This is a genomic window from Lentzea sp. NPDC092896, assembly GCF_044754905.1.
Taxonomy (GTDB): domain Bacteria; phylum Actinomycetota; class Actinomycetes; order Mycobacteriales; family Pseudonocardiaceae; genus Lentzea.
Window position 1 is genome coordinate 111,994 of sequence record NZ_JBIVPX010000012.1, and the last position, 13,059, is coordinate 125,052.

Genomic DNA, 13,059 nt, shown 5'->3' on the forward strand with positions numbered 1-13,059 from the left:
CGAGAAGCATCACGCGGCCCGCTGACATTTCGCTGACACCTCGGGTTACCGGCTGGTTAGGATCGGGCCCATGCAACGCCGGTGGGAGTTCAGGGTTCTCGGATCGTTGCAGGTCACCGACTCGGGCCGGGCGGTGGAGCTGCGCTCGGCCAAACAGCGTGTCCTGCTCGCCGCGTTGCTGATGAAGGCGAACGCGCCGGTCTCGTCCTACGAGCTGATGGAACACCTCTGGGGCGACGAGCCGTCGGGTGCGGCGCGCGCGACCTTGCAGACGTACGTCATGCGGTTGAGGCAGACGCTGGACGACCTGGCCGACCGCAAACTCGTGCGCACGTGGCCGACCGGCTACTCGATCCACGTCGAGGACGACCAGCTCGACCTGCTGACGTTCCAGCGGCTGCGCGCGGAAGCCCGGCGCGCGCCCGATCTGGAGACGGAGGCGCGGCTGCTGGGCGAGGCCGCGGCGTTGTGGCGCGGCCCGGCCCTGGACCAGGTGTCGTCGCTGCGGATGGAACAGACCGACGTGCAGCGCCTGAACGAACAGCGCTGGGAGGTGCTGGAACGCCGCAACGACGCCGAGCTGCAGCTGGGCCGGCACGACCAGATCGTCGACGAACTGCGCTCGCTCGTCGCGGAACACCCGCTGCGCGAACGCTTCTGGTACCAGCTCATGCTCGCGTTGCACCGCACCGGCCAGCAGGCGCAGGCGCTGGACGTCTACCGCCGGGCCAGCGAGGTGCTCGCCGACGAGCTCGGCATCGACCCGAACGCCGAGCTCCGCGCCCTGCACATGGAGGTCCTCGCGGGCTCTTCCGCGCCGGTCGCCGTCCACTCGGGACCGTCCTGGCTGCCGCCCGCGGTCGGTGACTTCTCCGGGCGGTCCGACGAGGTCGTGCGGCTGACCGCCGGGTTGCGGGCCGGGGGCACCTGGACGATCACCGGGCCCGGTGGCGTCGGCAAGACGTCGCTGGCCGTGCACTGCGCCCACGCCGTCCGGGACGCCTTCCCGGACGGGCAGCTGTACCTGAACCTGCGCGGCGGTGAGCAGAAGCCCGTCGAACCCGCGGCCGCCCTGGACCGGTTGCTGCGCGGCCTCGGCGTGTCCGGCGGTGCCATTCCGTCCTCTGTGGAGGATCGGGTCGATCTCTACCGGGACCTGTTGTCGGACCGGCGGATCCTCGTCGTGCTGGACAACGCGGTGAACGAGGCCCAGGTCCGGCCGTTGCTGCCGGGGACCACCTCGGGTGCCGCCCTGGTGACCTCGCGGGCCGCGCTGGCCGGGCTGGAGGCGGCGCACGTCGTGCCGCTGGACGTGCTGCCGTCCGCGGACGCGCTGGCGTTGCTGCGGGCCGCGGTCGGGGAGGCCCGGTGTGCCGCCGAACCCGCCGCGGCGCAGGAGATCGTGACCTACTGCGGCAAGCTGCCGCTGGCGTTGCGGGTGGCCGCGGCCCGGCTGGTGGCGCGTCCGCACTGGCAGCTCGCGAAGCTCGCCGGCCGGTTGTCCGACGAACGCCGCAGGTTCGACGAGCTGTCGCTGGGCGATCTCGACGTGCGGGCCTCACTCGCGTTGTCCTACGACGGCCTGGACAAGACGCGCCAGACCGCGTTCCGGCTGCTGTCCCTGGTGGACACCCCGGACTTCCCGGCGTGGGTCGCGTCCCCGTTGCTGGGCCTCGATCTCGACGACGCCGAGGACCACGTCGAGGCGCTGGTCGACGCCCGCCTGGTCGAGTACGCGGGCCGGGACGCGCTGGGACAGGTGCGGTACCGGCTGCACGACCTGTTGCGCGCCTTCGGCCGGGAGGCCGCCTCGGAGGACGCGGCCATCGCGCTCGGGCCGTTGTTCGAGCAGTGGCTCGACCTGGCGATGCGGGCCGACGCGGAGCTGCCGCACCAGGGCGTCCGGCTGGAACCCCTCGAGCTGGAACGGTTCGACCTCGGCGACGCGGCCGACTGGTTCGACGCGGAGTGGCTGAACATCCACGCCGTGATCACCCAGGCGGCGGCGCTGGGACTGGGCGTGCTGGCCGCCGAGCTGGCGATCCGGTCGGCGGCGTTCTGCGACCTGCGGGCCCGGTTCGACGACTGGGAGCAGATCAACGACCTCGGCCTGTCCTGCGCGCCCGAGTCCCGCCGGCCGATGCTGTTCCAGCAGCGCGGGATCCTGAGCGCCCGGCTGCACGACTACGCCGCGGCCTCTGCCCACTTCCAGGCCGCACAGGAGGGTTTCGCCGCCGCCGGAGACGTGTGGGGCGAGGCCTACGCCTGGTACGGCATGGGCTGGATGCACGAGTGGAGCGGACGGTCCGCGGAGGCCCGTGAGGCGCATCGCGAGGCCAAGGCCCGATTCGCCGCCTCCGACAACCCGCACGGCGAGATCGAGGTGCTGTGCTCGCTGGGCGCCATCGAGCGCCGGGCCGGCGGACTGGTCGCCGCGCAGGGCTACCTGGAACGGGCCTGCCGGCTCGCCGGGCAGATGGGGGACTCGCAGAGCGAGTTGATGGCCACGCTGGAACTGGGGCGGTTGCACCAGTTCACCGGCGAGCTGACGTTGTCGGTGGAGTTCCTGCGGGCGTCCCTCGCCGCCGCGCAGAAGTTCGGGGACCCGGACCTGGCCGCGAACATCCGGCTGTTCCTGGCGGACACGCTGATCCGGTCGGGGCAGGACTCCCTCGCGGAGGACCAGCTGCGGCAGGCCTGGGAGTTCTTCGAGGAGCACGACGACCGGCAGGGCCGCATCTGGGTGTGGCGCCTGAGGTCCGGGATGGCCTCCACCGCGGAAGAGGCGTTGACGCTGGCCTCCCTCGCCATGGAACAGGCTCGGAAGATGGGGTCGCCGCCGGAGTTCGGGCGGTCGTTGCGGGTGCTGGGCAACGCGCTGGAGCGCGCCGGGCGGCGGGACGAGGCGCGCGAGCACTGGCAGCTGGCGGAGGAAACGCTGACGGCGGCCGGGTTCCAGGCCGAGGTCGACGAACTCCGCCTGGCGACTAGCCCTGGTTCTGGCTGAGCACCGTGTCGACCGTGACGCCGGACGCGATGATCATGCTGAGCAACGGGTCCGGCACCTGGCGGTGGAACTGCACGACGTAGTTGTCCGCCGTCGAGAACATGGCCTTCGCCATGCCCTGCCAGGTCTTCGTGATGCGCGCGACCTCGGTGTCGGTGTGGTCCTGCAACGAGAAGTTCCACGCGCGCCAGTTCTCCGCGTAGATGCCGCCCACCTTCATCCCGTTGCACACGTAGGCGAAGCGGACCTTGCCGAAGACGTTCTCCTGCACGATCTCGCCGATCGGCATGCCGTCGCCGCGCTCGACCAGGACCTTGGACTTCCACATCGTCGCGGGACGGGTGATGCGCAGCAGCGGAAGGCCCTGCACGTCGCGGATCTCCAGGCGGACGTCGAGCATCGCGTCCATCTTGGTGAAGGCGCGCAGGGCTTTGGCGGCGCCGGACTGGCCGACCTGTTCCACCGTGCCGATGTGGCGGGCGTGCTGGTCGTAGACGACGTAGGAGTTCGACATCTCGACGAGCTTCGCCTTCTGGTTCACGACCAGGACGGGCTCGGTGAACAGGGTGCCACCGCCTCCGCCGACGACGCCCTGGACGCCGGCGCGCTGCACCTGCCGCGCCACCCGGTCCTGACCGGTGCCGCCCATCTGCACCTCGGCGTGGTGGGCGTCGGCCTGCTCCTGGCGCGGCTGCACGTGGGGCGTCCACTGGGTGCCGTCCCACCAGCGGACGAAGCGCTGGTCGGCGTTGTCCGGGTACCAGCCTGGCGCGAAGTTCACACCGATGAGAGTAGTGCGCCGGTCGTGGAACTGAGTCAGGATCGGAAGCATGTTCGTGGGCAAACGATTCTTCGCGGCGTTGCTGACCGCGGTACTCGTCCTGTTCGGCGTCAATGCCGGAATCGCCGGTGCCGCACCGGAAGCGTGCGCGGGCGCCTACCAGAACGACAGCAGGCTCGGGCCGGAGACGTTGCCCCGCCCGTGGCAGCAGCCCGTGGGGCCGCTGGTCGCCGGGTACCAGCGGTTCGGCTCGCTCGGGCAGGACGCCTTCCTGGCCAGGTACTGGAACGGCACGGGGTGGAACTACCCGCCGCAGGACGGGTTCTGGCTGCGGCCCGACGGTGAGCCGATCAAGTACAGGACGACGTTGCGCCCCGAGACCAGGCTCGACCGGTTCGGCAGCGAGTTCGGCAGGTTCCTGGCGTACAAGGGTGCGCACTACTCGACCAGGGCGATTCCGCCGCAAAGCCTCTACACGTTCGATGCCGCGTACCGGTGCAACTACCACGCCTACAAGGTCACCAAGGCGTTCGCGGTGTGGGAGGGGCCCATCGCGCCCTGGTTCGAGCAGCCCGGCGGCGGGCTGCAGCAGAAGCTGGACAGGGCGCTGGTGCCAGGCGACGGGGCACTGAACGTCGCCTGGCTGCTCTCCAACGGTTACCTCGTGCGGATCAACTGACCGTGATCGCGCCCGCCGGGCACAGGCTCGCCGCTTCCTTCGCGGTGGCCTCGTGCGCGGCGTCGGGGTGCTCTTCCAGCAGTACGACGGTGCCGTCGTCTTCGCTCTGGTCGAAGAGGTCGGGATCGGTCAAAACGCACATTCCCGAACCGCAGCACTTCGTCTGGTCGACGGAGATCTTCATGCCGTCCACGCTACTGGCAGCGAGTGGACTCCGTAGATCCCCATGTCGGTGCGCAGCGGCACCTCCTCGGGGTCGATGTCGAGCCGCAGGTCCGGGAACTCCTGGAACAGCCTGGAGAAACCGATCCGCATCTCGATTCGCGCGAGCTGCTGACCCAGGCACTGGTGGATGCCGTGCCCGAACGCCACGTGGCCGCTCGCCGGACGGCGCAGGTCGAGCTCCTCGGGGTTGCCGGGGAACTTCTCCGGGTCGCGGTTGGCCGCAGGCACGTGCATCACCACGGTGTCACCGGCCTTGATGAGGTGGCCGTCGATCTCCACGTCCTCGACGGCGGTGCGCGTCGGTCCGAAGTGGATGATCGACAGGTACCGCATCAGCTCCTCGACGGCGTTGTCGACGACCTCCGGCTCGTCGCGCAGGATCTTGAGCTGGTCCGGGTGCCGCAGCAGCGTGAACGTGCCGAGGCCCAGCATGTTCGCCGTGGTCTCGTGGCCGGCCAGCAGGAGCAGCAGCGCCATGTTCGACGCTTCCTCGTCGGTCGGCTCACCGGTGGCGAGCAGATCGCTGATCATGTCGTCGCCCGGGTCGGCCTTCTTGCGGACGATCAGCTCGCGCATGAACTCCTGGATGCGCGCTATCGCCTCCATGGCCTCTTTGAACGTCGACTCCAGGCTCAGCATCTTCGTCGTGTCTTCCTGGAACCTGTGCCGCTCGTCGTAGTCGACGCCGAGAATCGCGCAGATCACCAGCGACGGCACCGGAAGCGCGAACTCCTTCACGAGGTCCGCGTGGCCGTCGAACGTGTGCAGGTGCTTGAGCTGGTCGTCGACGATCGTGCCGATCCACTCGGCCAGCTGGTTCATCCGCCGGACGGTGAACTGGCCCTGCAGCATCCTGCGCAGCCGGGTGTGGTCCGGCGGGTCCTGGCTCAGGAACATGCCCGGCTCGACCTTGCGCTTCTCCGCCGGCGCCTCGCCCTGGAACCTGACGTCCAGCATGTGGTGCCGGCCGGGGTCGTTGGTGAACTTCGGGCTCCCCAGGACCTCGCGCACCTGGTGGTGACCGGTGACGAGCCAGCCGAGGTGGCCGTCGGCGAACTTCAGCCTGCTGACGCGGGCCTGCTCGCGGATCCGGGTGACCTCGGCCGGCGGGTCGAACGGGTTCTGGCGCGTCGTGGGCAGTTTCTCGGAGATCAGTTCGGTCATCTCGCACACCTCCCAGTGCTCGGTAGAGGACCTATTTCGAAGCTACAGAAGTTTCATGACTCCGTGAAGATGAATCGAGGGTTACGGACCGCCACGAACCGAAATCTGTCCGCATCTGCCGGTCGTGGGTCGCGACGGCCACCGCCGCACGGGTCTGGTCCAGCGCCTCGGTCAGTTCGTCGACCAGGGCGATCGACAGGTGGTTGGTCGGTTCGTCGAGCAGCAGGACGTGCGGAGCGCTGCTCAGCAGGATCGCCAGCTCCAGGCGCCTGCGCTGTCCAGTGGACAGCCGGCCGACCGGGCGCACCAGGTCTTTTCCGCTGAGCAGACCGAGTTCCCCCACCCGCGAACACAGCTGTGCGGCCGTGGCGTCCTCGTTCTCGAACGTCGACTCCTGGGCCAGCAGCGCGACCCTGCCGACGTGGTGCACCGTGCCGTTCGACGGCTGCAGGCGGCCCGCCAGCACGTTCAGCAGCGTCGACTTGCCCGCTCCGTTCGGGCCGGTGACGAGCAGCTTCTCGCCCGCGCTGAGGGAGATCGGCTCGGTGAGGTTCAGCCTTCCGGGTACGTCGAGCGGGGTGGCGTGCAGCAGGTCGCCGCTCGCCTCCAGCTCCGGCGGCGTGAAGCGCATCGGTGGCGGGGGAGCGTCGACGCGCTGGTCGTCCAGCTCCGCCAGTCGGCGCGCGACGTTGCGCATCTTGTTCGCCGCACGGGTGGTGCGCTGGTGCCTGCCCGTGCCCTTCGGCGGACGCCAGCCGTCGATCAGGCGGGACTGGGCGCGGTCGACCTTCTCGGCCAGGTCGCCGTGCTCGGCCTCCTCCTGGGCGAACCGCTGCTCCCAGCGCCGGCGCTCGGCGCGTTTGGCCTCCTTGAAGGCCCGGTAGCCGCCGCCGTGCAGGTGCACCTCGCCGTCCGGGGACGGGTCGAGGTCGAGCAACTGGGTGCAGACGTCGTCCAGCAACGTGCGGTCGTGGCTCACGAGCACCACGACGCCGTGGTGCTGCTGGAGGCGTTCGGTCAGGAACGCCAGCGCGCCCGCGTCGAGGTGGTTGGTCGGTTCGTCGAGCAGCAGGACGTCCGCGCGCTCGGCGAGCAGGCAGGCGAGCCGGACGCGGTAGCGCTGCCCGACGCTGAGCCCGGCCAGTCTCGTCGACCTGGCGTGGTCGGCGTCGAGGGCCTTGAGCGCGATGTCGGCGCGGCGTTCGGCGTCCCACGCCTCGATGTTCTCGGCGTGGGCCAGGGCCTTCTCGTAACGCTGCTCGTCGAACGGCTCCGCCGCACCGTCCAGTTCGGACAGTGCCTGACGGCTTTCGCGCAACGCCTCGGACAGCAGGTCCCCCACCGTTTCGGTTGTGTGGAACGGCATTTCCTGTTGCACGAGGCTCAACGAACCGTGCCGGGTGACAGTTCCCTGGTCCGGCACCAGGTCCTCGGCCAGCAGGCGGAGCAGGGTGGTCTTGCCGCGACCGTTCTCGCCGATGATGCCGAGACGCTGGCCCGCGGAGACCTTCAGCGAGATGCCGTCGACGACGGGCCCGGCCTCATAGCCCTTGGTGAGATCTTGGGTCGTCAAATGAACATGCGAACGCACGGGGATCCTCTTCTGGGTACGCGAAATCAGGACGTGTTGCGCGGTGGCACACGTCCGTGATCAGAGGTAGAAGACCCCGTACCCGAATCCCATGAAACCCACGGTACTTACGGTCGCAACGCTTTTTCGACGGCCTTGCGGAGGTCCTGAACGCTCTCCTCGGTGCCCGGCTCCGGCCCGACCGTGCTGCCGCCGCCGACGAGCCGGTAGAAGAGCAGGCCCTCCAGGAACGCCGTGAAGTGCGCGCCCGCCCGTTCGGGATCGGAGTGGCCCAGCATCTTCGCGATCGCGGTGGCCTGCTCGCGCGGGGAGTGGACCATGATCGACTTCAGCTCGGGGTGGTGCGTGGCCTCCAGCATCGCCGCGTACCTCGCGAGCGTCCTGTTCCGCTCGACGAGCCAGCTGTCGAGCGTCCGCGCGATGCTGCCCGCGACGTCGTCGGGATCGGGCACGACGTCCAGTCGCTCCTGGTCCGCGAGCCGCGCCACGAACCCCTCGATCAACGCCTTGCGGGTGCGGAAGTACGCGCTGGTGGAGCCCTCCGGCAGCCCGGCCTGACGGTCCACCGCGCGGTGGGTGAGCCCGCGCATGCCCTGTTCGGCGACGAGCTGGATCGCGGCGTCGGTGATCAGGTCTTTGCGCACTGTGCTCCTCGTCTCTCTACAGCTGTAGTCTACAGATGTAGAGTCTTCTACATCTGTAGAGGAGGATGCGATGAAGGCGATCGTGGTGGGCGGCGGCATCGGCGGGCTGGCGGCGGCGGTGTCGTTGCGCCGCGTCGGCTGGGAGGTCGTCGTGCACGAACGCGCGGCCGCGTTCGGTGAGATCGGTGCCGGCGTGGGCGTGATGCCGAACGCGTTGCGGGCGCTGGAGTGGATGGGCGTCGCCGACGAGGTCCGGCGGCTGGGCACGCCGCGCGTCTCCGGTGGGGTCCGGGCGGTCGACGGGCGCTGGCTCGTGCACCTGCCCGACGTCGGCCAGGAGAAGGTCATCGCGATGCACCGCGCCGACCTGCACGGCGTCCTGCTGCGCGCGCTCCCGTCCGAGATCCTCTTCACCGACACCGAGGTGACCAGCGCCGACGACCTGGACGCTGACCTCGTGGTGGCGGCGGACGGCATCAACAGCCGCCTGCGCGCGGAACTGCTGCCCGACGCGCCGGGACCGGTCTACGCGGGCGCCACGGCGTGGCGAGGGGTGGCGCCGGGCCCCTGCGACCTGCCCATCTCGCAGACGCTCGGCCCCGGCGGCGAGGCGGGCGTCCTGCCGCTCGGGGACGGCAGGGTCTGCTGGTACGTCGCGGCCGTCGCTCCCGCTCAGGCCGACCTGGACCCGGTCGCGTTGTTCGCGGACTGGCACGACCCGCTGCCTGAACTGCTGGCGTCGACTCCGGACGTGATCAGGCACGACATCTACCACCTGCCGTTGCTTCCGACGTTCGTGAAGGGGCGTGTGGCGTTGCTCGGCGACGCGGCGCACGCGATGACGCCGTACCTCGGTCAGGGCGCGTGCATGGCGTTGGAGGACGCCGTGACTTTGGCCCTGTGCAACGGTGATCTCGCGCGATACGACGCTTTGCGGCGTCCACGCACGCAGTCCGTGTGGAAGGGATCGCGGATGGCTGGAAGGTTCGGGATCGAACTGCGGTCACCGATCGCCTTGGCGTTGCGGAACTTCGCCTTCCGCGTGATGCCACCTTCGTTGGCAATTCAGGGGATGACGCGTTTCTCTTCGTGGAACGTCCCCGAAGTTCACTCGAACGGGTCGAATCCAGCGGTGAAGTGAATCACAGGTCAATGTTTGATGTCGGCGCGATAACGGTCGAGAACCACCCTTTGTAGCGCCCATTGTCACCCGGTTGCGGTATCAAGTAATCGCTGTACGTATCGGACGCGGTCCAGTGATCCAGATGGCGTAGCGCGACAGGCGGTTCCCGCTCCACGAAAGCGCAACTACGGTGCCTCGCCATGACCCCCGTCCCGACTGATGTGCTGCCCCGTTCCCTCTCGGCGCTTCCCCCGGCGCAGGTCGAGAACAGCGGCGAGATCGACATCTCCGAGGCTGAGGACTTCGTCCGGCAGCACCACGCCGAACATCCGGAACTCGGTCCCGTCGAGGCCAGGCTGGCCGAGGTGCACGCGGAGATCGCCGCGACCGGCACCTACCGCCACACGACCGCCGAACTGACCTTCGGCGCCCGCGTGGCCTGGCGCAACAGCTCCCGCTGCATCGGCCGCCTGTACTGGCGGAGCTTGAAAGTGCGCGACCAGCGCGAGGTCTCTGCCCCCGCCGAGGTGGCGGCGGACTGCGTCGAGCACCTCCGCGTCGCCACGAACAAGGGCAAGATCCGGCCCGTCATCACGATTTTCGGCCCCGCCGAGCCCGGCATGGAGGCGCCGCAGATCATCAACGAGCAGATCATCCGCTACGCCGCCTACCGCGGCTCCGACGGCGGAGTGCTCGGCGACGCGCGCAACCTGGCGCTCACCGACCTCGCGTTGAAACGCGGCTGGCAACCGCCCGCGACGCGCGGCCCGTTCGACGTGCTGCCGCTCATGGTGTCGTGCAAGGGCCACGACCCCGCGCTCGTCGAGATCCCCGAGGACGCCGTGCTGGAGGTCCCGCTGGCGCACCCGGACTTCCCGTGGCTCGGGGCGCTCGGCGTGAAGTGGCACGCCGTCCCCGCCATCAGCAACATGCGCCTGCGCATCGGCGGCATCGACTACCCGTCGGCGCCGTTCAACGGCTGGTACATGGGCACCGAGATCGGCGCCCGCAACCTGGCCGACCACGACCGCTACGACCTGCTGCCGTACCTCGCCAAGCGAATGGGCCTGGACATGTCGTCGGAGGCGACGTTGTGGCGCGACCGAGCTCTCGTGGAGCTCAACCGCGCCGTCCTGCACTCGTTCGGCGAGGCCGGCGTGACGATCACCGACCACCACACCGAGTCGAAGAGGTTCCTGACGCACCTGGAGAAGGAGGAGGCCGCGGGACGATCCTGCCCCGCCGACTGGTCCTGGATCGTGCCACCCGTGTCGGGCGGGGTGACGCCGGTCTACCACCGCTACTACGACTCCGGTGAACTGCTGCCGAACTTCTTCCCCGCCGACAAGCCCGCCGGATGCCCTGTTCCACACTGACCGTGTGCAGCTGACCCGGAGTCTGAGCCTGACCGACGCCGTCTTCGTGGGGCTCGGCTCCATGGTCGGTGCCGGCGTGTTCGTGGTGTTCGCCCCGGCCGCGGCGGCGGCCGGGTCCGCGTTGCTCGTCAGCCTGGTGGTGGCGGGCGTGATCGCCTGCTGCAACGCGTTGTCGAGCGCCTGGCTCGCCGCCAGGTACCCGCAATCCGGCGGCACGTACGTCTACGGCCGCGAACGCCTCGGGCGCGTCTGGGGTGATCTGGCCGGGTGGGCGTTCGTGCTGGGCAAGACGGCGTCGTGCGCCGCCATGGCGTTGACCGTCGGCACCTACGCCGGTGCGCCGAAACCCGTTGCGGTGGCGGCGATCGTGGCGCTGACCGTGCTGAACCTGACCGGCGTCCAGAAGTCCGCGCTGGTCACCCGGATCATCGTGATCGCGGTGCTGCTCGTGCTGGCCTTGACCACCGTCACGGCCCGCGACGCCGTGCAGCCGGCGGAGTTCCTGCCGTCAGGAATCCTTCCCGCCGCCGCGCTGCTGTTCTTCGCGTTCGCCGGCTACGCGCGCATCGCCACCCTCGGAGAGGAGGTGCGAGAACCCGCACGGACGATTCCACGTGCCGTAGTCATCTCGTTGGCGATCACGCTGGTCGTCTACGCGACCGTGGCTCTCGTGGCGTTGGACGCGCTGGGCGGTGATCTGGCCCAGAGCACGCTCGCTGACGTGTCGCCGTCGCTGGCGCCCGTCATCCGCGTCGCCGCCTGCCTGGCCGCGCTCGGTTCGTTGCTCTCGTTGCAAATGGGGGTCAGCCGGACCGCACTGGCGATGGCACGCGACCGCCGGTTGCCCGGTCTGCCGGCGGACCTGCGCGCGGCCGAGATCGCCACCGGGCTGGCCGCGATCGCACTGGTGCTCGCTGTCGACGTCACGCGCGCGATCGTGTTCAGTTCGTTCTGCGTGCTGCTCTACTACGCGATCGCCAACGCCGCCGCGTGGACGCTCGGTAAGCGCGTCGTACCGGCGATTGGGCTGGTGGGGTGCCTGACATTGGCCGGTGCGGTGCTCTGGCAACTTTGAATGCTCCCCGCCCTGCGAGGGCTGCGTGGGGAATTTTCGGCTCAGGCTGCCTGCTCGTCCGGCGGACGAGCAGGTCTTGTGCCGTCATCGCCGACCGGGTTCAAACCTGCCCGGACCAGCATCACCGCCGCGGAGTTCTTGTCCCTGGGGGACACGGCTCCGCACGACGTGCAGCTGTAGATGCGTTCGTGCAGCGGCAAGGCGTGCTTGGCTCTCGCACCGCATGCCGCGCAGTCCATCGTGGTGTGTTTCGGGTCCACCAGCCGCAGGTCGCGGCCGTGTTTGCGGGCCATCGCAATCAGCTCACGCTTGGTGGCACCGATCGCGGCGTCCATGGACTTGCGGGCCATCGCGGATCTGGCCAGGAACTTCGGCCGGAAGTCCTCCACGGCGAGCGCGTCATGGTCGCGCACAACCCGCTTGGCCCACTTGCGTCCGGTGTCCTGCCGCCGCCGGGCGATCTTCTTCTGGATCTTCGCGGCTTGCCGTTTGGCGTGCTGGTAGCCCTTCGAACCGGGACGACCCTTCGGCGGGCGGCGACGGGCCATCATCCGCTGATACCTTGCCAGGCGCGCCGCGGCGCTCTTGCCGTGCTCGGGGTGCGGCAAGTCGTACGCGTCGCTGGTGGTGGTGGCGAGTTCCCTCACACCCCAGTCAACACCGATCACCCAGCCGGTCTCGGGCAAGGCTTGGACTCGTGTGTTGACGACGAAGGAGCAGTACCAGTGGCCGAGACCGTCGCGGTACACGCGCACCGACGACGGCGCTGCGGGCAAATCCCGCGACCACACCGGCCTCACCACGATCCCGCCCGCCAGCTGCAGCGCACCGTCACGCAACCGGAACCCGCGCCGGGTGTAGTTGAGTGTCGGCTTGGCCAGCGACCGCTTCTTGAACCGCGGCATCCCGGCACGCCGCCGCTGCGGCACCCGCTCCCGCACATCCTTGAGCGCCTTGGCACGCGACGCACCGAATTCTCGGATGACCTGTTGCTCCGCAACCGACGACCCAGCCCGCAACCACACATGCCCGGCACGCCAGCCAGTCAGGAGCTTGTCCAGCTGTGCTGGCCCGCACGTGCGCGGGTCATCGGGATTCTCGTGGTTGTGCCGATGGGTCTCACGCGACTGTGCGACGCACTGATTCCACACCCACCGGCACCGATCCCACTCCACCAGCAACATGCGACGGGCGGACGAGGACAGGCGCAGCCGGTAGGTATACCGGGCCACACCCGCCTCATCTGCCATGCAAGCAAGATTATCGAACAGACGTTCGCTCTTTTCAGGTGGCTGCGGACATTGCCGGCGCGCTGCGCGCTCCGACCAACTCGGCTCTGCCAGACCCTGAATTCCTCCCTGGCAATTGTGATGTGGCCCAGGTCACCATTGATC

The 13,059-nt window shown here is 69.3% G+C and carries 11 protein-coding genes; 5 read left to right on the forward strand and 6 right to left on the reverse strand.

All coding sequences use genetic code 11. From position 1 onward, the window contains the following. The first annotated feature begins 70 nt into the window (after positions 1-70). Entirely contained in the window at positions 71-3,007 is a 2,937-nt protein-coding gene (locus tag ACIQF0_RS41445; RefSeq protein WP_401039397.1) for a BTAD domain-containing putative transcriptional regulator, read from the forward strand. Here ACIQF0_RS41445 and ACIQF0_RS41450 read toward each other — a convergent pair. Beyond that, the gene (locus tag ACIQF0_RS41450; RefSeq protein ID WP_360042094.1) at positions 2,988-3,788 is read right to left on the reverse strand and encodes a phospholipid scramblase-related protein; all 801 of its coding nucleotides are present in this window, start codon (positions 3,786-3,788) and stop codon (positions 2,988-2,990) included. The genes ACIQF0_RS41445 and ACIQF0_RS41450 overlap by 20 nt on opposite strands. Positions 3,789-3,837: 49 nt before the next feature. Here ACIQF0_RS41450 and ACIQF0_RS41455 point away from each other — a divergent pair, with 49 nt between their 5' ends. After that, entirely contained in the window at positions 3,838-4,467 is a 630-nt protein-coding gene (locus tag ACIQF0_RS41455) for a TNT domain-containing protein (RefSeq protein ID WP_401039399.1), read from the forward strand. Here ACIQF0_RS41455 and ACIQF0_RS41460 read toward each other — a convergent pair. The 4 genes from ACIQF0_RS41460 to ACIQF0_RS41475 all read right to left on the reverse strand — a co-directional run bounded on the left by ACIQF0_RS41460 (position 4,460) and on the right by ACIQF0_RS41475 (position 8,091). Then, positions 4,460-4,651, reverse strand: a complete 192-nt coding sequence (locus ACIQF0_RS41460; protein WP_360042100.1) for a ferredoxin — start codon at positions 4,649-4,651, stop codon at positions 4,460-4,462. The genes ACIQF0_RS41455 and ACIQF0_RS41460 overlap by 8 nt on opposite strands. Beyond that, complete coding sequence (locus tag ACIQF0_RS41465) at positions 4,648-5,856, reverse strand: cytochrome P450 (RefSeq protein ID WP_401039402.1); 1,209 nt, start codon at positions 5,854-5,856, stop codon at positions 4,648-4,650. Before ACIQF0_RS41465 ends, ACIQF0_RS41460 begins: the two co-directional genes overlap by 4 nt. 31 nt (positions 5,857-5,887) lie before the next feature. Further along, positions 5,888-7,429: an ABC-F family ATP-binding cassette domain-containing protein gene (locus ACIQF0_RS41470; protein WP_401039405.1), complete on the reverse strand. Its 1,542-nt coding sequence runs from the start codon at positions 7,427-7,429 to the stop codon at positions 5,888-5,890. Positions 7,430-7,554: 125 nt separating this feature from the next. Further along, positions 7,555-8,091, reverse strand: a complete 537-nt coding sequence (locus ACIQF0_RS41475) for a TetR/AcrR family transcriptional regulator (protein ID WP_401039407.1) — start codon at positions 8,089-8,091, stop codon at positions 7,555-7,557. A 70-nt stretch (positions 8,092-8,161) separates the two neighbouring features. Between ACIQF0_RS41475 and ACIQF0_RS41480 the strand changes: the two genes are divergently transcribed. The 3 genes from ACIQF0_RS41480 to ACIQF0_RS41490 all read left to right on the forward strand — a co-directional run bounded on the left by ACIQF0_RS41480 (position 8,162) and on the right by ACIQF0_RS41490 (position 11,665). Continuing rightward, positions 8,162-9,232 (forward strand): FAD-dependent monooxygenase, encoded by a 1,071-nt coding sequence (locus tag ACIQF0_RS41480; RefSeq protein ID WP_401039410.1) that lies wholly within the window; start codon positions 8,162-8,164, stop codon positions 9,230-9,232. Positions 9,233-9,414: 182 nt separating this feature from the next. Next, a complete protein-coding gene (locus ACIQF0_RS41485; protein WP_401039413.1) occupies positions 9,415-10,590 on the forward strand; it encodes a nitric oxide synthase oxygenase in 1,176 nt (391 codons plus the stop codon). 10 nt (positions 10,591-10,600) lie between these two features. Continuing rightward, positions 10,601-11,665: an APC family permease gene (locus ACIQF0_RS41490; protein ID WP_401039665.1), complete on the forward strand. Its 1,065-nt coding sequence runs from the start codon at positions 10,601-10,603 to the stop codon at positions 11,663-11,665. Positions 11,666-11,706: 41 nt separating this feature from the next. On the opposite strand, the gene ACIQF0_RS41495 is transcribed toward ACIQF0_RS41490, so the two are convergent. Next, positions 11,707-12,915 carry an RNA-guided endonuclease InsQ/TnpB family protein gene (locus ACIQF0_RS41495; RefSeq protein ID WP_401039416.1) on the reverse strand — a complete coding sequence of 403 codons (1,209 nt, stop codon included), beginning with the start codon at positions 12,913-12,915 and terminating at the stop codon, positions 11,707-11,709. Positions 12,916-13,059 lie beyond the last annotated feature (144 nt).

Coding starts and splice junctions, on each gene's coding strand:
- ACIQF0_RS41455 (WP_401039399.1), top strand. CDS start 3,838: ATGTTCGTGGGCAAACGATTCTTCGCGGCGTTGCTGACCGCGGTACTC.
- ACIQF0_RS41485 (WP_401039413.1), top strand. CDS start 9,415: ATGACCCCCGTCCCGACTGATGTGCTGCCCCGTTCCCTCTCGGCGCTT.
- ACIQF0_RS41495 (WP_401039416.1), bottom strand. CDS start 12,915: ATGGCAGATGAGGCGGGTGTGGCCCGGTATACCTACCGGCTGCGCCTG.
- ACIQF0_RS41480 (WP_401039410.1), top strand. CDS start 8,162: ATGAAGGCGATCGTGGTGGGCGGCGGCATCGGCGGGCTGGCGGCGGCG.
- ACIQF0_RS41445 (WP_401039397.1), top strand. CDS start 71: ATGCAACGCCGGTGGGAGTTCAGGGTTCTCGGATCGTTGCAGGTCACC.
- ACIQF0_RS41465 (WP_401039402.1), bottom strand. CDS start 5,856: ATGACCGAACTGATCTCCGAGAAACTGCCCACGACGCGCCAGAACCCG.
- ACIQF0_RS41460 (WP_360042100.1), bottom strand. CDS start 4,651: ATGAAGATCTCCGTCGACCAGACGAAGTGCTGCGGTTCGGGAATGTGC.